The sequence below is a fragment of the Bradyrhizobium sp. Unk1 genome (assembly GCF_059512345.1).
This window is the reverse complement of the sequence record NZ_JCAMOP010000034.1, coordinates 69,069-88,757: the sequence shown is the minus strand read 5'-3', so window position 1 is coordinate 88,757 and position 19,689 is coordinate 69,069. Positions and strand designations below refer to the sequence as shown.

14 protein-coding genes and 1 pseudogene are annotated in these 19,689 nt (G+C 66.3%); 6 read left to right on the top strand and 9 right to left on the bottom strand.

Annotated features, from left to right (window positions below; translation table 11 throughout):
• Positions 1-9: 9 nt before the first annotated feature.
• Complete coding sequence (locus tag AC5ZFO_RS34330; protein WP_014493954.1) at positions 10-330, bottom strand: 2Fe-2S iron-sulfur cluster-binding protein; 321 nt, start codon at positions 328-330, stop codon at positions 10-12.
• A 166-nt stretch (positions 331-496) separates the two neighbouring features.
• A complete protein-coding gene (locus AC5ZFO_RS34325; protein WP_282523688.1) occupies positions 497-871 on the bottom strand; it encodes an Hpt domain-containing protein in 375 nt (124 codons plus the stop codon).
• Between the two features lie 397 nt (positions 872-1,268).
• On the opposite strand from AC5ZFO_RS34325, the gene AC5ZFO_RS34320 reads away from it, so the two are divergent.
• On the top strand, positions 1,269-7,109 hold the full coding sequence (locus AC5ZFO_RS34320; RefSeq protein ID WP_496123178.1) for an apolipoprotein A-IV repeat region-like domain-containing protein: 5,841 nt from the start codon (positions 1,269-1,271) through the stop codon (positions 7,107-7,109).
• 179 nt (positions 7,110-7,288) lie between these two features.
• On the opposite strand, the gene AC5ZFO_RS34315 is transcribed toward AC5ZFO_RS34320, so the two are convergent.
• Genes AC5ZFO_RS34315 through AC5ZFO_RS34305 form a run of 3 tightly spaced genes read right to left on the bottom strand, consistent with a single transcriptional unit; the run spans position 7,289 to position 10,105 of the window.
• On the bottom strand, positions 7,289-8,170 hold the full coding sequence (locus AC5ZFO_RS34315) for an MlaD family protein (RefSeq protein ID WP_028153328.1): 882 nt from the start codon (positions 8,168-8,170) through the stop codon (positions 7,289-7,291).
• Between the two features lie 16 nt (positions 8,171-8,186).
• On the bottom strand, positions 8,187-8,969 hold the full coding sequence (locus tag AC5ZFO_RS34310; protein ID WP_496123177.1) for an ABC transporter ATP-binding protein: 783 nt from the start codon (positions 8,967-8,969) through the stop codon (positions 8,187-8,189).
• Between the two features lie 2 nt (positions 8,970-8,971).
• On the bottom strand, positions 8,972-10,105 hold the full coding sequence (locus AC5ZFO_RS34305; protein WP_038944308.1) for an MlaE family ABC transporter permease: 1,134 nt from the start codon (positions 10,103-10,105) through the stop codon (positions 8,972-8,974).
• Positions 10,106-10,248: 143 nt separating this feature from the next.
• On the opposite strand from AC5ZFO_RS34305, the gene dgcA reads away from it, so the two are divergent.
• Positions 10,249-11,244: an N-acetyl-D-Glu racemase DgcA gene (gene dgcA, locus AC5ZFO_RS34300; RefSeq protein WP_496123176.1), complete on the top strand. Its 996-nt coding sequence runs from the start codon at positions 10,249-10,251 to the stop codon at positions 11,242-11,244.
• Between the two features lie 28 nt (positions 11,245-11,272).
• Positions 11,273-11,584 (top strand): hypothetical protein, encoded by a 312-nt coding sequence (locus AC5ZFO_RS34295; RefSeq protein ID WP_496123175.1) that lies wholly within the window; start codon positions 11,273-11,275, stop codon positions 11,582-11,584.
• Here the strand turns inward: AC5ZFO_RS34295 and AC5ZFO_RS34290 are convergent.
• Positions 11,572-12,750 (bottom strand): MFS transporter, encoded by a 1,179-nt coding sequence (locus AC5ZFO_RS34290; RefSeq protein ID WP_496123174.1) that lies wholly within the window; start codon positions 12,748-12,750, stop codon positions 11,572-11,574. The genes AC5ZFO_RS34295 and AC5ZFO_RS34290 overlap by 13 nt on opposite strands.
• Before the next feature lie 75 nt (positions 12,751-12,825).
• Between AC5ZFO_RS34290 and AC5ZFO_RS34285 the strand changes: the two genes are divergently transcribed.
• On the top strand, positions 12,826-14,160 hold the full coding sequence (locus tag AC5ZFO_RS34285; RefSeq protein WP_496123173.1) for a hypothetical protein: 1,335 nt from the start codon (positions 12,826-12,828) through the stop codon (positions 14,158-14,160).
• Between the two features lie 112 nt (positions 14,161-14,272).
• Here AC5ZFO_RS34285 and AC5ZFO_RS34280 read toward each other — a convergent pair.
• From AC5ZFO_RS34280 to AC5ZFO_RS34270, 3 genes and pseudogenes are all read right to left on the bottom strand, one after another.
• A pseudogene (locus AC5ZFO_RS34280) lies at positions 14,273-14,685 on the bottom strand (SDR family NAD(P)-dependent oxidoreductase).
• Complete coding sequence (locus AC5ZFO_RS34275) at positions 14,603-15,040, bottom strand: SDR family NAD(P)-dependent oxidoreductase (RefSeq protein WP_496123171.1); 438 nt, start codon at positions 15,038-15,040, stop codon at positions 14,603-14,605. Before AC5ZFO_RS34275 ends, AC5ZFO_RS34280 begins: the two are co-directional and overlap by 83 nt.
• A 121-nt stretch (positions 15,041-15,161) precedes the next feature.
• The gene (locus tag AC5ZFO_RS34270) at positions 15,162-15,521 is read right to left on the bottom strand and encodes a hypothetical protein (protein WP_496123170.1); all 360 of its coding nucleotides are present in this window, start codon (positions 15,519-15,521) and stop codon (positions 15,162-15,164) included.
• Positions 15,522-15,814: 293 nt separating this feature from the next.
• Here AC5ZFO_RS34270 and AC5ZFO_RS34265 point away from each other — a divergent pair, with 293 nt between their 5' ends.
• Together AC5ZFO_RS34265 and AC5ZFO_RS34260 are read left to right on the top strand one after the other, a co-directional pair.
• Positions 15,815-17,503: a Na/Pi cotransporter family protein gene (locus AC5ZFO_RS34265; RefSeq protein ID WP_496123169.1), complete on the top strand. Its 1,689-nt coding sequence runs from the start codon at positions 15,815-15,817 to the stop codon at positions 17,501-17,503.
• Positions 17,504-17,883: 380 nt separating this feature from the next.
• Positions 17,884-19,629, top strand: coding sequence for a caspase family protein (locus AC5ZFO_RS34260; RefSeq protein WP_496123168.1), 1,746 nt, complete (start codon positions 17,884-17,886; stop codon positions 19,627-19,629).
• The last annotated feature ends 60 nt before the right edge of the window (positions 19,630-19,689 follow it).

Here is a 19,689-nt window from a genome sequence, read left to right as displayed (position 1 = left end):
GAGAGACGATCAGGCCTGTCGTTCCGGCGTCGCCACGACGAGCCCGTCGAGCTCGTCGGAGACCTTGATCTGGCAGGACAGCCGTGAGTTCGGGCGCACGTCGAAACCGAAATCGAGCATGTCCTCTTCCATCGGCGTCGGGCTGCCGACCTTCTCGCGCCAGGCTTCGTCGACATAGACATGACAGGTTGCGCAGGCACAGGCGCCGCCGCATTCGGCCTCGATGCCGGGAATGCTGTTGCGGATGGCGGCTTCCATCACGGTCGCGCCGTTCTCGACTTCCACCGTACGGGTTTCGCCCTTGTGGTCGACAAAGTTAATCTTGGCCATGTGTGCTCGTGCTGCCGCGATGTTGCGAATGAAGGAGGGTCCGGGCTGTCCTATAACGGGTCGATCCGCCCGGCGCCATAGGGTTTTGAAGCGACGTGAATCCCGCTTCGCGGGAAGAAAACGCGTCAAAACAAAAGACTAGAGCGCGGTTTCTGACCCTCTCGCCCTAAGGCTTCAGGATCGCCTCGATGGCGGCGCGAGCCTCGGTCACCGCCTCTTTCAGCGCGGCGAAGGCGTGCGGCCGGCCATGGCCGGTCCGGACCGCGGTCTCCAGGCTGGCTGCGGCGTCCGCCACCGCAAAGGCGCCGATTCCGCGCGCCGAGCCCTTGAGCTTGTGGGCGAGTGCGCCGGCCTCGGCCGGCAGTGCTGCCATCGCCGCGACCAGGCGGACCGCCTGCTCGGCGAACATCGCGAGCACTTCCTGTTCCAGCTCAGTGTCCCCGAGCGTCATGCGCGAGAGGTGATCGAGGTCGAGCGGGCTGTCGATGGGTGCAAGCGGGGGCGAAGGCATCCAGTCCATCCGTTGCAGTTCAGGCGTCATGGCGCAGGCCCCGGCATCGCGCGATGTCCGCCGGTTCGGCGGTCACGTTTCCCCCCACCCAAGCATGGAAATGGTTAACGAAGTGTTTGGGCCGTCTTACGCAAATCCGCCCGTTTATTGACGAAAAGTTGCCGCAATCCAGCGAGTCCGGTGGAGAATTCCATTTATTGCTAAGGCGTTACGGCACTATCCTGTTAACGATGATTAAGATTGTCTTAATCCCGGGCATTTCATTCGCGACGCTCTGCCAATAGGATGTTGCGGAAATTGGCGGACAAGCCGTCCGGGTGGGGACGGCTGGAATCCGCGCAAGCGGCATGATCCGGTCTGTGGGCTTGCGTAGCGCGCGCAGGGCTCGCGGGGGGACGCGTACAAGTAACGAGGGCTCGGACTGAACATGGCGAACACTCCGAAAAAGGTCAAAGACCCCACAGAAGTTGCGCTTTCTGCGATCCAGGAAGCCCTGAACATCAGCGACACGGCCGCGGACACCAGCCGCAACGCCTCGATGCGCAACGAAACGTCGGCTCCGATGGGGCCGCCGGCTCCCCCGATCTTCGACGAGCCGACCTTCGAGCCGCGTCCTGCCGCCAACGAGCGGGCCACCGTGTTCGATACGATCGAGGAGCCGCGCACCTCGCGCCGCGCCGCCAACGACGACCGCGAGACCATCGGCCAGTTGCTTCAGGCGCTTCAGAAGGGCCGCCCTGCCCGCAGCGTCTACACCTTCGCCACCATCTTCGCCGGCGTCTGGCTCGCAGCCTGCGCCGCGCTCACCGTCGGCTTCCTGCCCTCGATCCAGGCCGCCATGGGCCAGAGCGGCGGCGTGCTCGTCATCGCCGGCCTGATCGCGATGTTCTTCGCGCCGATCATGCTGTTCTACTTCCTGGCGAGCCTGGTCTGGCGCGGCCAGGAAATGCGCATGATCGCGCAGGCGATGGCGCAGGTCGCGATCCGCTTCTCCGAGCCCGAGGGTTCGGCGTCCGATTCCATGGTCACCGTCGGCCAGGCCATCCGCCGCGAGGTCGCGGCGATGGGCGACGGCATCGAGCGCGCCATCGCGCGCGCCGGCGAGCTCGAGACGCTGGTCGCCAACGAGGTTGCGGCGCTCGAACGCGCCTATTCCGACAACGAAGTGCGCATCCGCTCCCTGCTCCAGGACATCGCGCACCAGCGCGACAATCTGGTCGGCCAGGCCGAGCAGGTCCGCAGCGCCATCTCCGGCGTGCAGATCGATCTGCGCCACGACATCGCGCTGATCTCGGACGCGATCGCCTCGCGCGTCGACGAGGTCGCCAAGAGCATCACCGGCGCGCTGGAAGAGCGCGGCGCCCACATCACCGGCGCACTGAGCAACGCCGGCGACAACATGATCCTCGCGCTCGGCGAGCGCGGCGGCGACCTGCTCGACCGCCTCGAGGAGGCCAGCAACGAGACCACGCGCGCCGTGCTCGACGCCAGCGAGCGGCTGACCACCAGCCTCAACTTCAAGACCGGCCACGTCCACGACGAGTTCGTCGACCTCGCCGACCGCGTCCACGAGATGCTGAACGAGCGTATCGACCGCATCACCGGCGAGTTCGAGCAGCGCTCCGCCGCCATCGTCGACGGCATCTCCGAGCGCACCGAGCAGGTGCACGACAGCCTGAAGAATTCGTCGGACTCGCTGCTGCTCGAGCTCGAGCTGCGCTCCAGCGACCTCTCCGCCAAGATCGACGATGCCGGCAACCGGCTCGCCGGCCACATCATGACCTCCGGCGACAAGGCGAGCGAGGCGCTCGACGCCACCGTCAACACGCTCGTCGCGAAGGTCGTCAGCCAGACCGAGACCGCGCACGACTCGCTGTCGCTGCAGATGAGCGCGTTCGACGAGCTGGTGAAGAACCAGGGCACCGAGCTGGTCGAGAAGTTCGCCCGCGACTCCGGCACGCTCGGCGCGCTGATCACCCGCCACATCTCCGAGTTCGACCGCACCGTGAAGACGTTCGGCGGTGAGATCGTCGATCGCATGGGCCAGCGCACCCAGGACATCTCCGAGAGCCTGAAGACCTATGTCGACAATTTCGATACCCGCTTCACCTCGCACGGCGGGGCGATCACGGCCGTGCTCGACCAGCGCCTGGTGCAGTTCGAGACCACGGTCGGCGAACGTGTCACCAACCTCGACGCCTCGCTGAACGACAAGATCGTCAACCTCGACGGCACGATCGAAGGCCACATCAAGACCTTCGACGACCAGCTCGTCGGCCGCGTCGCCGCGCTCGAACAGTCGTTCGACACCCGCGCCAAGTCGGTGACCGAAACCATCGACGGACGCCTCAACACCCTCGCCTCGTCGCTGACCGACGGTGCCGCGCAGGCGATCCAGTCGATCGACTCCCGCCTCACCCACCTGACGACGTCGCTCACCGACGGCGCATCGCAGGCCATCGAGACGATCGATACCCGCCTCAACCATCTCGCGACCTCGCTCACCGATGGCGCATCGCAGACCATCCAGTCGATCGATACGCGGCTGACGCACCTCACGACGACGCTCTCGGGCGGCGCCTCGGAGGCGCTCGAATCCATCGACACGCGCCTCACCTACCTGACGACTGCGGTGACGAACGGCGCCTCGCAGGCCGTGCAGTCGATCGACACGCGCCTCACCCTGCTGACCTCGACGCTCACCGACGGCACCGCGCAGGCGATCGAGGCGGTCGACCGCCGCATCACCGGCGTCGCCGAGATGATCGACGGCCGCAGCACGCACCTGACCGACACGGTCACGGCGCGCTTCCAGGACATCCACCAGGCCATCGAGACCAAGGTCGGCTCGGTCGCCAACGACATCGACGTGCGCGTGGCGCAGTTCGAGGACCTGCTCGGCTCGCGTGTCGAAGCCGTCGCCGGCCGCATCGAAAGCAGCGGCCGTCAGGCCAGCGAGGACATGATGTCCCGCGCCGAGATGATCTCGACCGCGATCCGCTCGCATGTCGAGGACGCCGAGCGCTCGCTCACCAACCTCGTCGTCAACACCAGCGAAACGATCCAGACCGGTGCGCGCACCGCGCAGCAGTCGCTGATGATGGTCTCCTCCGACGTCAACGCCCAGCTCATGATGACCTCCACCGAGGTCGAGCGCGCGCTGACCGCGGTCGGCACCGGTGCTGCGAACTCGATCCTGAGCAGCGCCCGCGAGGCTCAGTCGACCCTGGTCGCGGCCTCGGGCGATGCCTCCAACCAGATCAAGGGGCTCGCGGTCGACGTCGAACGCACGCTGTCGGCGGCCGGCACCGGCGCTGCGAACTCGATCCTGAGCAGCGCCCGCGAGGCTCAGTCGACCCTGGTCGCGGCCTCGTGCGATGCGTCCAACCAGATCAAGGGGCTCGCGGTCGACGTCGAACGCACGCTGTCGGCGGCCGGTTCTGCCACCGCAGCCTCGATCCTGGCCGGCGCCCGCGAGGTGCAGACCACGCTCGTCACGGCGTCTTCGGACGCGGCCAACCACGTCAAGACCCTCACCGCCGACGTGCAGCGTTCGCTGTCGCTGGCCGGCGCCACCACCGCGGAATCGATCACCGCCGGCGCCCGCGATGCGCAGAGCGCGCTGATCGCGGCCTCGACCGAGACCGCCAACCAGATCAAGGCGCTGTCCTCGGACGTGCAGCGCTCGCTCTCGATGGCCGGCACCTCGACGGCCGAGACCATCATGACCGGCGCCCGCGAAGCCCAGACCACGCTCGTCAACGCGTCCTCGGATGCGGCGACCCAGGTCAAGTCGCTCGCGGTCGAAGTGCATCGGTCGCTCTCGCAGGTCGGCCAGTCGACCGCCGAGACGATCACGACCAGCGCCCGCGACGCCCAGAGCACCCTGCTCTCCGTCTCGGCCGAACAGACCAGCCAGGTCCGTTCGCTCGCGGCCGAGATGCAGCGCGCGCTGGCGACCGCCGGCGGCGCCACCATCGAGGCGCTCACCAGCGGCGTGCGCGAGGCCCAGGGCACGCTGATCACCGCCTCGACGGACGCGGCAAGCCAGATCAAGTCGCTGACCACGGACATCGAGCGCACGCTGACCTCGGTCGGCGCCGACACCGCCTCGACCATCCTCAACAGCGCGCGTGAGGCGCAGACCTCGCTGACTTCGACGTCGGCGGATGCCGCAAGCCAGATCCGCACGATCTCGACCGAGATCGAGCGCGCATTGAGCACGGCCACGACCAACGCCACCAACGACATCCAGACCAGCGCGCTCAACGCCCAGAACGCGCTGATCAACGCCTCCAACGAGGCAAGCTCGCGCGTCAAGTCGAGCTCGGCCGACGTCGAGCGTTCGGTGCTCGCCGCCAGCAGCAGCTTCGGCCAGGCCATGACCGGCAAGACCGACGAGATCGTCACCTATGTGCAGCAGCAGGCCGACCGTCTGTCGAACATGATCGACGCCAAGCGCGGCGCGCTGGTCGATGCGATCGGCTCGAAGACCAGCCAGCTCACGCTCGACATCGACCGCGTCACCTCGGATGCGCTGAAGTCGATCGAGACGCGCGGTCATGCGTTCTCGCAGACGATGATGGGCAACGGCTCCGAAGTCGCCCGCACCATCAACGCGGCGAGCGAGATGGCCACCGGCGCGGTCGGCAAGTCGCTCAAGGACCTCGAACAGGCCTCCCGCTCGGCGATCGACCAGTCGCGCCAGGTCTCGATCGCGGCGGTCACCGAGATGCAGGAGACCAGCAAGATCCTGCGCACCGACACGGTGGCCCTGTTCGAGCGTCTGCGCGAAGGCAACATCCTGCTCCAGGAGGTGCTGACCGGTGCGCACGACAACCTCAACTCGCTCGAGCGGGCGCTGGTGACGCGCGTCGCCGACTTCGTCTCGGCGATGAACGACGTCACCTCGCGCAACGGCGCTGCGACGCAGAACCTGGAAGACCAGCTCAACGTCTTCAATACGAAGACCACGCGGGCGCTGCAGGACCTCGGCGAGCTGTCGACCCAGTTCGACGCGCACGGCAAGGCGCTGGTCGAGGCCGCGCAGGTCGTCGAGGTGAGCAACAAGAACACCACCGCTTCCCTCGCCGAACGCAAGCAGGCGCTGGAATCGCTCGTCACGACCATCGACCTGCGCACGGCCGATCTGGACCAGCGTCTGTCGCGCTTCACCGGCCTGCTCGATGAATCGCTGGCCGCCGCCGAAGAGCGTGCCCGCGACATCGCCCGCGTCGTCGCGGAGACCGCCGGCGCAGGTTCCGCCGCGATCACCCGCCAGTTCGAGGCGGTGCGCGTGGCGTCCGAGGAGGAGCACCGCCAGACCATCGAGGCCATGCACGACATCTACCGCCAGACCACGGACGAGGCGGATACGATGTTCAAGCAGTCGACCGAGAAGTTCACCAACCTCGTCTCCAGCATGAAGCAGATGGCGTTCGAGATGCACAACGAGCTCGAAGCCACCCGCAACGAGCTGCGCCGCGGCGTGCTCGAGATGCCACAGGAGGCCGCCGAGAGCACTGCGCAGATGCGCAAGGTGATCGTCGACCAGATCGAGGCCCTCGCCGAGCTCAACCGCATCGTGGCCCAGCATGGCCGTGGCCTCGACGTCTCCACGACGGGCCGCGCCAGCGCGCAGCGCCAGGAAGAGCCGTTGCTGGCAGCCGTCGGCACGCGCAACACCGAGACCCGCAGCCGCGACACCGGCAGCGCCTCGACGCTGCCGCCGCCGGACCTCGGCATGCCCGCCTCCTCGCGCCGCACCGAAGCGCCGCCGGTCGCGCCCGCAGGCAACGACCAGGGCCGCGACGGCTGGCTGTCGGACCTCCTGAACCGCACGGACGCCAACCAGGGCGCTCCGACCGGACGTGAGGCCCCGCGTGGCCGCGCGACACCCGCGCCGCAGCCGCAGGCTCCGCAGGGTGGCAGCAATCCGCTGGAGTCGCTGTCGCTCGACATCGGCCGCCTGATGGACCGCAACCTCGCCGCCGAGATGTGGGACCGCTACCAGCGTGGCGAGAACAAGGCCTTCACAAAGCGCCTCTACACGCCCGCCGGCCAGAAGGCCTTTGACGAGGTCGCCCGCAAGTACCGCGCCGACCGCAACTTCAAGGGTACGGTCGACCGCTACGTCGCCGAGTTCGAGCGTCTGCTCGACGAAGTCGCCCGCGACGGCCGTGGTCCGCAGGAGCTGCGCAGCCACCTGACCTCGGAGACGGGCCTGGTCTACACCCTGCTCGCGCATGCGGCGGGTCGGCTCGGGTGATCAGCCCGTAGCGACAACGAATAGCGAATGAGAACGGAGGCCTCACGGCCTCCGTTTTTATTTGAGCCCGTCATTGCGAGGAGTCCTTGCGACGAAGCAATCCAGACTGCTTCCGCGGAGACGATCTGGATTGCTTCGCTACGCTCGCAATGACGAGGTGAGGTCCGTGTACTAAACGCCTACTGCCGCCTGCCGCTCGCGGCGGGCGCCTGCCTCGGCGGCTCGGCCGGCGGCGGAGCGGCGGCCGGGGCGCTGTTGCTGGCGCCGAACAGCACGCGGGTCGGGTTGCGATCGAAATTGTTCACGGCGCGGCTGATGTCACCGAGGGTGCGGCGGCCATCGGTCATCAATGCGCCGGAACGCTTGTCGAAGTCATCGGCGAGTTCGCGGATCGACTTCACCGCCTGGAACAGCTCGCCGCCATCCTTGCCGCCGGCGAGCGTGTTGAGGCCGAGCATGAGGCTGTCGGCCTTGTGCATGACGCCGTCGACCTTGGCCATCACGCCGTCGATCTTCTCGGAGTTGCGCGCGAGCGAGTTGGTGAAGGTCTCGAGGTTCTTCAGCGAGTTCTTCACCGATTCCTGATTGTCCGCGACGATCTTGTTGATGTTCTGGAGCGTGCCGCGGATCGCCTCGGTGACGTCCTGGAGCTTGTTGGGATCGGCCGTCAGCGACGGGATGCCGTCCTCGTCGAGCGGCGGCGGAGGCGCCGCCTCCTCGCCGCCCTTGAGCGAGATCGCGGCGACGCCGGTCAGGCCCTGGAATTCGAGGCCGACCAGGGTGTCCTTGCGGAGCGGGGTGTTGTTCTCGACCATGGCGAGTGCGACAACCCGCCGCGGGTTGTCGAGCTTCACCGAGACCACCTCACCTACCCGGATACCGTTGAAATTGACGCTGCCGCCGTTGCGCAGGCCCGCCGCCGGGCCCTCGAACACGACGCGCAGGGGGCTGCGCTGCTTGGTGGTGTGCAGCGACTGGAACCACAGCACGAAGCCGATCGCCGCGGCGATCACCGCCAGCGTGAATGATCCGATCAGTACGTAATTGGCCCGCGTTTCCATCAGCTACTCCGGCACCTCAGCCCATCACCGCACGGGCGCGCTTGCCGTGGAAATATTGTCTCAGCCAGGGATGCTGCGAGGCCTGCATGTCGGCGATCGACCCTGCCGCAATGATCTTACCGTTCCCTAAAACGGCGATGCGGTCGCAGGCTGTGTAAAGGCTGTCGAGGTCGTGCGTTACCATGAAAACGGTCAGGCCCAAAGTACGCTGGAGCGTCCTGACCAGCTCGTCGAAATCGCCGGCACCGATCGGATCGAGGCCCGAGGTCGGCTCGTCGAGGAACACGAGATCCGGATCGAGCGACAGCGCGCGCGCCAGCGCCACGCGCTTGATCATGCCGCCCGACAGTTCCGAGGGAAAGCGATCCGCGACTTCCGGCTTCAGCCCGACCATGGTGAGCTTGGCCATGGTGATCTCGTCCATCAGCCGCTGCGACACGCGCAAATATTCGCGCATCGGAAACTGGATGTTCTGCCGCACGGTCAACGAGGAGAACAGCGCGCCCTGCTGAAACAGCACGCCCCAGCGGCGCTCGACGCTGCGGCGCTGCGAGGTGCTGGAGGAATCGAGGTCGACGCCGAACACCTCGATGGAGCCCGCGACCTTCGGCACGAGGCCGATGATGGTACGCGTCAGCACCGACTTGCCGGCACCGGATGGGCCGACGAAGCCGAGGATTTCGCCGCGCTTGACGTCGAGGTTGAGGCCATCGAGCACGCGCGTCGTGCCGAACTGCACGGTGATGTCGCGGACGCGGATGATCGGATTTTGAATCGCGTTCTGAGTTTCTTGCGCCATCGTCACATCCCGATCGAGGCGAAGAAGATGGCGAACACGCCGTCCATGACGATGACGAAGAAGATGCCCTTCACCACGGAGGCCGTGGTGTGCTGTCCGAGCGATTCCGCGCTGCCCTGCACGGCGAGCCCCTCCACGCAGGCGACGATGCCGATCACGGCGGCCATCACCGGTGCCTTGACGATGCCGACGATGAAATGGTCGATCGAGATGGCGTCGCGCAGGCGCAACAGGAAGGCTTCGGGATCGACGCCGCCATAGAGCCAGGCGACGAGGCCGCCGCCATAAAGCGCGGCCATGGCGCCGAGGAAGGCGAGGATCGGCAGTGCCAGCACCAGCGCCAGCATGCGCGGCAGCACCAGGACCTCGATCGGATCGAAACCCATCGTGCGCAGGGCGTCGATCTCCTCGCGCATCTTCATCGAGCCGAGCTCGGCCGTGTAGGCGCTACCCGAACGACCCGCGACCATGATCGCGACCAGGAGGACGCCGATCTCGCGCAGCACCAGCACGCCGAGCATGTCGACGACGAAGATGTCGGCGCCGAACCTGCGGAAATGAAAAATGCCCTGCTGGGCGATGATGCAGCCGATCAGGAACGTGATCAGCACGATGATCGGCACCGCGCGCCAGCAGACCTGCTCCATGTGGTGCACGGTCGAGGTCAGGCGGAACGAGCGCGGGTGGATCAAGACGCGAAACCCCGCCGCGAGCACCGCGCCGAGCATGTCGACGAGGCCCGCAACCGTGCCGGCGACCCCGGCCACGGCCCGCCCGATCTGCTCCAGCATGCCGGTGATGGTGACCGCGCTGCTGTCGACGACAGGCGTCGCCCTGACCCGCCGCACCTCGTCCACGAGGCTCGAATAATTAGCGGAGAGGCCTGCGATCTGCGCCTCGACGGCGCCCTGGGTCAGGCTGCGGCGCAGCCGTTCGATCAGCCAGGCGCCGAAGGTGTCGAGCTTGGCGACCTCGGAGACGTCGATGAAGATGCTTTGCGAACCGCCGGCAAGCTTCTCGGCGTCAGCCACCATCCGCTCCAGGACCGGCGCGAAGCTCGCGGTCCAGGTTCCGGTGGCGCAGAGTGCCAGCGCGTTGCCCTTGGCAATCCGTTCAAGCTTCGGATCGCCGCTCAAGGTGTCCGCTCCCGTGCCGGGGCGCGAGAAACGGGTAGAATCAGATGGTTGCGCACACGCCCTTACCCAGAGAAGGTATCCCCAACTGGTTAATGTTAGTTGCTAGAGGTAACTAGCAGGTTCAGATTTCGCCAGAGTTCAAAATGACTTCCAGCAAAGTTCCCGCACTTCGCGCGCGAATCGAGCGCTTTCCCATCGCCGGCAGTTTCACCATCAGCCGGGGCGCCAAGACCGAGGCCGTGACCGTCGTGGCCGAAATCGTCCAAAACGGCCTGACCGGTCGCGGCGAATGCGTGCCCTATCCCCGCTATGGCGAGACGCCCGAGGCAACCCTTGCGGCCATCCAGGCCATGCAGGCGGCCGTCGCCGGCGGCCTTTCGCGAGAGGCCCTTCAAGTCGCCATGCCGCCCGGAGCCGCCCGCAACGCGCTGGATTGCGCCCTGATCGACCTCGAGGCCAAGGCGACCGGCCTGCGGGCCTGGCACCTGCTGGACCGCCCGGTGCCGGGCGAGCGCACCACGGCCTACACGATCTCGTTAGGGACCCCCGAGGCCATGGCGGCGGCGACCGCCAAGGCGGCGCACCGGCCCCTGCTCAAGATCAAGCTTGGCGGCGACGGCGATCCGGAGCGGATCGCTGCGGTTCGCAAGGCCGCCCCCGAATCCGAGCTGATCGTGGATGCCAACGAGGCCTGGACCGAGGCCAATCTGGAGCAGAATCTCGCCGCCTGCGACGCCGTCGGCGTCACCCTGGTCGAGCAGCCGCTGCCGGCCGGGAAGGATGGCGCGCTGGTGCGGATCAAGCGGCCGCTCGCGGTCTGCGCCGACGAGAGCGTGCATGACCGCAAATCGCTGGCGCCGCTCCGCGAGCGCTACGATGCCGTGAACATCAAGCTCGACAAGACCGGCGGCCTCACCGAGGCGCTGGCGATGGCCGATGCCGCGCAGGCGCTCGGCTTCGAGATCATGATCGGCTGCATGGTCGCGACCTCGCTGTCGATGGCCCCCGCAATGCTGGTGACGCCACAGGCGCGCTTCGTCGATCTCGACGGCCCGCTGCTGCTGGCGCGCGACCGCGATCACGCCCTGCGCTACGACGACAGCCTGGTCTATCCGCCGGACTCCTCGCTCTGGGGATGAGGTCGCCTTCGTTGAGCCTTGAGGAATTATGGGGCCTGCCGTCACCCTTCTGTTCGTATCCTTGAGCGCGGGAACGCTCGTAGCGATCCTGTTCTGTATCCTGCTCTTCAAATATTCGGCCCGGATGGCGCTTGGGTTGGCCCTCGCCTTCGTTGGCGGAGCGATACTCTCCGGCGCTCTTGCCGTCCTAGCCGCGACGTTGGTGATTGGCATCGGGCCGACACTCCAGTCCACGTTAGCTGTCGTTCTCTACTTGGCCTGGCTCATTTCTGCGAGCGTCGCGGGTGGCATTGCCGCGGCCCGCGTTGCTTCGCATCTGCAAGAGCGCTACTCGGCGTGAGCCTTGAGTCGATGCCGCGCCGACCAGATCACGAGCGCGCCGGCCGCGGCCATCGCCGCCATCACGTAATAGAGGCCATCGCCGATGCGGGCGTAGATCGCGCCTGACGCGATCGAAGTCGCAGCGCCCAGCAGCCCGTTGCACGCGGCGTAATAGCCCTGCCCGCGCGCGATCTGATGCGATGGCACGCGCTGCACCAGCAAATTCATCGTGCCGACGATGGTCATGCCGAAGGTGAGGCCGTGGCCGAGCTGCACGATCACGAGCAGCGCCAGCGGCGGCTCCTGCGCGGTGACGATCCAGCGCACGACGGCGCTCACGCCGCCGATCGCGATCAGCGTGGATGGATGCAGCGAGAACCGCGGCGACAGCGCGAAGACGACGATCTCGGCGATCACGCCCAGCGTCCAGAGACCCGCGATCGTCAGTCCGCCGAAGCCGTGGAGCTGCCAGTTGATGGCCGAGAACGTGTAATAGGCGACGTGGCTGCCCTGGATCAGCGCGGCCGACGCGATGACGGCCCAGAAGGCGCCATCGCGCAGCAAGGCCTTGCCGGCATGCGTCTCCGTCGTCCTTCGCCTGGCATCGTCGAGCGGCTGGAGCAGCAGGCTGGCGGCGACCGCAACGACGGCCCACGCGACGATGATCCAGATCAGATCGCGCGCCGCGATGTGGTCGACGAGAAAGCCGCAGGCGAGCGAGCCCGCGGCGAAGGCCGCCGAGCCCCACAGCCGCAAGGGCCCGTAGTCGAGCCCATAGCGTGCAACGCCGCGCAGCGCATAGGCATCGGTCAGCGGGGTCGTCGGCGTCCACATCATGCAGGTCAACGCATAGATCAGGAATAGCGCCAGCGGCTGCTGCTGCAGGCCGACCGCCGTGAACCCGATCGCGGTTGCCAGCACCGACACCATCATGCCGGCGCGAATGGCATGCCGCTTCTCGGCAAGGGCGGTGATCTGCGGCAGCGTGGTGAAGCGCGTGATCGCCGGCAGCGCGTTGATGAGGCCGATCCAGCTTGCGTCGATGCCGATCGCCTTCAGCCAGAGCGGAAAGAACGGCAGATGCGTGCCCGACACCGCGAAGACCGCCGAATAAAACAGCGCCAGGCTCACGGCGAATCGCCGCCTCACGGCGGCTTGCGTGGGGATTTGTGATTCGCCTGCCATCAAACCAATTGCGATTCGGTCGATATCGTGGTGATCGTTACAGTAACGCGTAGTGATTTGCGCGACGAGATTGATATGGCCAACGAAGCATTCGCCCTCTCGCCTATGTCTGCCCGTGCGGCCGAGCCGAACGAGCAGGATTACGACGCGATCCGCGAAGCCTTCATGGAGACCGCGCGCGGCCGCTGGTTCCTCGGCGAATATGCCAAGCGCAACCGCAATGCGGATACCCGCATGGTGCTCGATGCGGTCGCGAAAATCGAAGAAACCCTTGCGGCACAGCGACAACCGGTCGTCGAGGATCGCCTGCCCGAGGCGCTGGTCGAGATCCGCCGCGCCATCCGCGAGGCCGAGACCATCGCGATCGCCGCCTTCGATCCCGCGGCGATCGAGGCCAGCCTCGCGCCGATTCCGCGCGGCGTGCGCATCATCAAGGAGATCTCCTGGCGCTGGCGCGAGATCGGCGCCGACGGGCGAATCTGCGATCTCATTGATTCGCAGCTCTCCTCCATCGAGGCGGCTTGCGGGCAGCTATCGACCATCGACCCCCGCGTCGAGCTCAAGGCCGCATTCGATCTGCTCAGGGATCGGGTCGAGCAGCTTGATGGTGACGGCGACACAGCGCCGCAAGCGGCGGTGCATTCCGCACCTGCACGGGTGCAGGAAGCGCCCGTGGCTTTTACGGAGGTGCCGCAGGACATCGCAGCGACTCCCGCGCCCGAAGCAGCGGTCGAGGCCAGCACCGTCGAAGCACTCGCCGTTGGCGAGGAGGCAATGGACGCCGCCATCGAGCCGGAGGTGATCGCCGGCCATCAGGTCGGACCCGAAGAGGAGGTCGCAGAGGCCGCCGCTTTCACCGAGGTGACTGACGGGGTCTCGCTCGACGCCGCCGCGGAAGCCGAGGACGAAGCCATACTCGATGCCATCGCGCTGGAAATGGCCGCGCCCGATCCGGAGTTCGACGAGATCACCGAACCGGTCGAGCTGGAAGCGGTCATCCCGGAGCCGATGGCCGCGGAGGTCGCAGCCCCGATTGCGGCAGAGCTTCCCGAACCTGTCGCAGCCGAGCCGGCTGCCATCGCAGTCGTGGAGGAGCCCGCCGAAGACGCGCCGATCGCAATGGACTCGCTCGCGCGCCTCACCGACGCCATTGCCGGGGCCGCCGCCGAAGTGATGGAGCAGCCGGCCCCGGCCATGGCGGCCGCCGCGACATTCGGTGCGGCGCCGGCCGCGACGCTTCCAATGCCCTCACCCTTGTCCGCGTCCTTGTCCGCGTCCCTGCCCGAGCCCTCGCTCGGCGCCACCATCCTCGCCAGCGGCATTCTGCAAAACCCCCGCGCGGCGGCCAACGACCCCATGGCGCCAATCCGCCGCATGACCCAGGCCGAGAAGATCGCGTTCTTCTCGTAAGGAGCGCAGCGTACTCACTCTCGTGTCCCGGACGCGCTGCAACGCCGTTGGCGTTGCGGCGCAGAGCCGGGACCCAGGCTGTGGCACGGGTGCTCTCGCAAACCAATCCGCGCTACACGAAGGGCGCCTGCCCGGTCGATGCGTCGACGCCGCCGTCGACTGGCAGGTTCACCCCGTTGACGAAGCTGGCGTCGGCGCTTGCGAGAAATGCGATGACGCTCGCGACTTCCTCGGACTGGGCTGCGCGCCCCAGGGGATACGTTCCACCAGCCTTACGAACAATTCCGGATATTGCTCCATGATCGGCATCGTCAGGTCGGTGAGGGTCAAGGATGGGCACACCGCATTGATGCGCACGCCTCTCGGGCCAAATTCGAGCGCCAGGCTGCGCGTGAGATTGCTGACGGCCCCCTTCGTTGCGTTGTAGAAGCTCACGCCCCGGTCACCGCCGAGCCCGCTGAGAGACGACACGTTGACGATCGAGCCGCCACGTTCGATCAGGTACGGAAGCGCGGCGCGCGTCATATAGAGGACACCGTCGACATTGACCGCGAAGACGTCTCGCCACAGCTGAATCGGCGAGCAGGAAATCGATCAGTGCGCCCGTCCCGGCATTGTTGACGAGGATGTCGATCCTGCCGAATTGCCGGACCACGTCGGCGACCAGGCGCTCGACGTCAGCGGCGATCGAGACGTCGCCGGATCGGATCATGCAGCGATCGGTGCCGAGCTCCGCGACGACTTCGGCCAGTTTGAACTCGCGCCGTCCGTTGAGCACGACAATGGCGCTTTCGCCGTGAAAGCGCCTTGCGGCTGCGGCGCCGATGCCGCTGCCGGCGCCCGTGACGATGACGACTTTATCCTTGAACCGATCATTCATGCCAATAACTCCATCCGAACCCGCGAGGTCCGGACAAGAGCTAGGACACCGGAAAGACAGTCTGGTTTCAGCCGAACCGGATTCGGTTACGATTGAAATCTGTCGCGCGAAGCGATGCCGATCAGCCGCAGTTCCAGACCGCGCCGATCGGGGTCCGCGTCCAGCACGGTCCGAAGCTGCCACCATTGTAGCGGCCGCCGCCGAAGCCGGGCCGGCCGAAATAGCGCCATTCGCCATCCCAGCCGTAATACTGCGGGACCGGGTCGATGTACCAATGGCGGCGATCGCTGCGCGACATGCGCCGCATCGCCTCCTTCTGCTTGTAGAGCGGAATGCTGTTGCTCAGCGGCTGGCGATAGCCCGGCAGGAAGCCGTAGCCATGCCAGGCCTGTTTTGGGCGTTTTTGAATGGACGCAGCCGGCGCGACGGCAGGCAGCAGCGACAAGATGACAGCAATGGATAGACACATAAGGCGCGACATGGATCGACCATAGACAGTAAGGGTCAGACAGGCCACTCAAATTCGAGTGCGAGACTATTCGCTGCCTCGATCAAATCCCGCACACGCAGCCATGCCGGCTTTCGCGGAATCGTTATGCGTTGGCTCGCGGCGATCGGGTGGCTGGACCGATTTGATGACGTGCTCCCGGCTGATCACGCCCATCCGAAACGCGGGCAGCCCGACCATCGTGCAATGATTGATCCGACCTATCAGCACTCCGTTGCTGTACTGTCTGCTTCGCTATTCATGGTGCCCTGTCGGAAGGAGCGCACATGTCCACGGCGATCTCGACGCTCGGCGGGGTAGGTCTCTTCCTGCTCGGCATGACCGTGATGACGGATGGCCTGAAGACGCTGGCCGGCTCTGCGCTACGCACGGTGCTCGGCAAGGCTGCGTCGACGCCGCTGCTTGGCTCGTTTTGGGGAGCCGTGGTCACGCTGCTGGTGCAGTCCTCCAGCGCAACGACCATGACGACGATCGGTCTCGTCAGCGCCGGCCTCTTGACCTTCCAGCAGGGGTTGAGCCTCGTCTTCGGCGCAAATATCGGCACCACCGGGACCGGCTGGCTGGTCGCCCTGATCGGCGTCCGCGTCTCGCTCACGGCCGCGGCGCTGCCGATGATCTTCGTCGGCGCGCTGACCAAGCTTCTCGGCAAGGGACGAATCTCCGGGGTCGGCGCCGCGCTCGCCGGCTTCGGACTTGTGCTGTTCGGCTTGACGACCCTGCAGCAGGGCATGGGCGGGCTGGCTGAACGATTGCACCCGGCGGACCTGCCCGCAGTTCTCGGCAGTCCCGGGGTGTCATGGTGGTCGGGCCTCTTCGGCGTGCTGGCGCTGGTCGTGATCGGATTGGTCATGACCGCGCTGATGCAATCGTCGACGGCCGCGATCGCGGTGACCCTGTCCGCCTATTTCGCGGGCGCGATCGGGTTGGACCAGGCCTGCGCCCTGATCATCGGCCAGAACATCGGAACAGCGACGAGTTCCGCCCTGGCCGCGATTGGCGCGAGCCCGACCGCGAAGCGGCTGGCCATCGCCTACGTTCTTTTCAAGCTGATTGCCGCACTCATCGCGTTGGTGGCTTTTCCCATAGTAACGCCCTTGCTGCTGCGCGCCTCGGACACGATCGACGGCGTCACGCTGCTGGCCGGCTACCACACGGCCTTCAACGTCGTCGGTGTCGCGGTCCTGCTGCCCCTGATCAACCCGTTCACGCGACTGGTCGAACGGATTCTGCCCGAGCGCGGCTCGCCGCTGGCGCGATGTCTCGATCCTTCGGCGCTTGAGACCCCGATCGTGGCGGTGGAAGCGGTACGGCGCACGATCGCGCGCGTGCTCTTGACGGTGTGCAGTTCGGTCGAGACGAAACTGGCCGGCCGCTCTGGATCGATACGTCTGGGGAAGGACGCTGTATCCGTAGAGGAGGCGGCCGATGCCGTGCGCCAGGCACAAATATTCCTGTCGGATGTAGCTGGACCGCCTGAGACCGACGACGAGCAACAGCGTCTGACGAGCACGCTGCACGCCCTCGACCACGCGTCCCGGCTGACGGACCTCGCAAGTGGAGGAAACAATTTCGCTTCGGTGGCAGGCGGACCGGAGGACATCCGCGCCGGAGAGCTATGTGCCGAAGTCATGCGAAGCGCGGCTGCGATTGCGCGCGGCGTGGCGGTGCCGCCCCGCGTCGACGGATCGCCGCACTCCGTACCCGCCTCGCGCGCCGGCGACGCCATGGCCGGTCCGCGCGCCGACCCGCCCGACGAGGCGATCGCCGAGCTCGAGCGTTGTACGACACAGCTCGCCGAAATGCTGCGCACCCATCGCAGTGCGACGCTCGGTGCGGTGGCCAATGGAACCCTGACCGCCGACGCCGCCCTGCTTCGTGTCGAGGCGGTGCGAAACCTCGAAGCCCTGTCGCAGCACGCCTGGCGCTCGGCGGCTCATCTGGTGGGGCGGGGCTAGCGCGGAGATATGTTCGAACAGCAGCCTGAAGCGCGATGACCGTTCGCCCCAATCTCATCGCGATTCAGATCACGCCCTTCCTGATCAGGAAGCATCCATGGCCCCTACTGTCGCCGACCCACACCAAAGCTCGCCTCCGCCGCGCGATAGAATTCCGGGCGCGAGAGCTTGCAGAGCATGTGACGGCATTCCCCAAAGCATGGTCTTCGCGGGCCGAACCGGCGCGGCCGGTCATCGGCCGTTCATCATAGCAGGTTCCAAAGCGTGATTCAGATCACGCAACCTACCATGGTGATTGCGATCACGGACCACAGGCTCGAACGCGGCCAAGCTTCCTCGCAACCAATCTCGCATCGAGATCAGTGCCAGAGGAGCACGCCATGTTCCGCCTACCGCCTTTCCTGATGACGGCTAGCCTCGTGGGAAGCCTGTTCGGCTTCGCCTGCGGCCCTGTTTCCGCGCAGGTCGCCCCGGTCGCGCCGGCCCCCACCGCGCTGCAAGGCCCGGAGCAGCGGGTCGCGCTGGTGATCGGCAATTCGAACTACCGGAACGCCCCGCAGCTCCAAAACCCCGACAATGACGCGCAGTCGATGGCGCAGTTCCTGAACTCCGCCGGCTTCGAGGTGGTCGCCGCGACCGACCTGACCCAGAACGACATGCTCCGCGTCGTCCAGGACTTTTCCGCCAAGGTTTCCGCGCGGGGTCCGAACACTGTCGCCATGGTCTACTACGCCGGTCACGGCGTGCAGCTCGCCGGCGAGAACTATCTCGTCCCCGTGGATGCGAAAGTCTCGAACCCCACCGAGCTCGTGAGCAACTCGGTGCGCCTCGTCGACGTGATGTCGACGCTGGAGACGATCCCGAGCCGCATGCGCATCGTCATCCTCGATGCCTGCCGCAACAATCCGTTCCCTGATGTCAACGATGCCGGCCGCGGCCTCGCCATCGTCGATGCGCCGAACGGCTCGATCGTCGGCTACTCGACCGCGCCGGGTGCGGAAGCACAGGACGGCACCAACGGCCACAGCCCCTACACCCAGGCCTTCCTCAACGTCGCGCGCGAACCCAACGTGCCGATCGAGCAGCTGTTCAAGCGCGTGCGCCTCGAAGTGAACCAGACCACCAGCGGCGCGCAGATCCCGTGGGAGAGCTCGTCGCTGACGTCAGATTTCACCTTCTTCGGCGACACCGCAATTGCCGCCACCCGCGCGCCGGTGAATGCGCCTGTCGTGCAGATCGCGTCCAACCTGCCGAGCCGTTCGACGCGCCAGGCCTATGACTACGTCGTGTCCGAGGGACGGCCGGAGTACTATCAGGAGTTCATCCAGATGTACCCGCACGACCCGCTGTGCGACCACGTCCGCTGGCTGCTCTCGAACCTGCTGATCACGCAGGCCTGGCACAAGGCGGTGCTCGCGAATTCCCCGCTCGGCTACAAGAGCTTCTACGACAGCTACGGCAACAGCCCCTATGCGCAATCCGCGCTGAAGCTCCAGACCCAGCCGAAGCTGATCCCCCTGATGCAGGCGACCAAGTTCCTGGCGCCGCAGAACGTTGCCCCGACGTTCAAGATCGGCAATCTCGGCCAGCCCAAATACATTCCGCTAATGCAGCAGGGCAATGGCGGCCAGATCGTCAACCTGCCCTCGGGCAACAACCAGCCGAACGGCACGCAGACGCAAACCCCGGGCAAGATCGTCACCCTGCCTGCGCCGACCAACATCAATGGCGGCGTCGGCAAGATCGTCACCCTGCCCGCGACCAACACTACGCAGAACGGCGGTAGCAACAATGCCGGCACTGCCAACGGCAAGACCAACGGCACGCCTGGCAAGATCGTGAGCATGCCGGTGAATGTCGACAACGGCGGCTCGACTGTCGAAAAGAAGCCGGTCGTTCAGACCCAGAACAACCCGATCCGCGTCAACAACGGCAACACCGGCATCGTGAAGCTCAACAACAACCCGGTGAACAAGGTGCAGGTGCAGAACGACCAGCAGAACAACCGCCCGCAGTTCAATGCGACCAACCGTGTGGTCAACTACGGCGGCAACAACTTCCGGCAGTCGATGAACCAGGCGCCCTCCATGGGCGGCGGCAACAATCACCGCGGCTTCATGCGCTGATCGCGATCAGCCACACACATACGACAGAGGGGCAGAGCGCCAACGCTCTGCCCCTTCCTC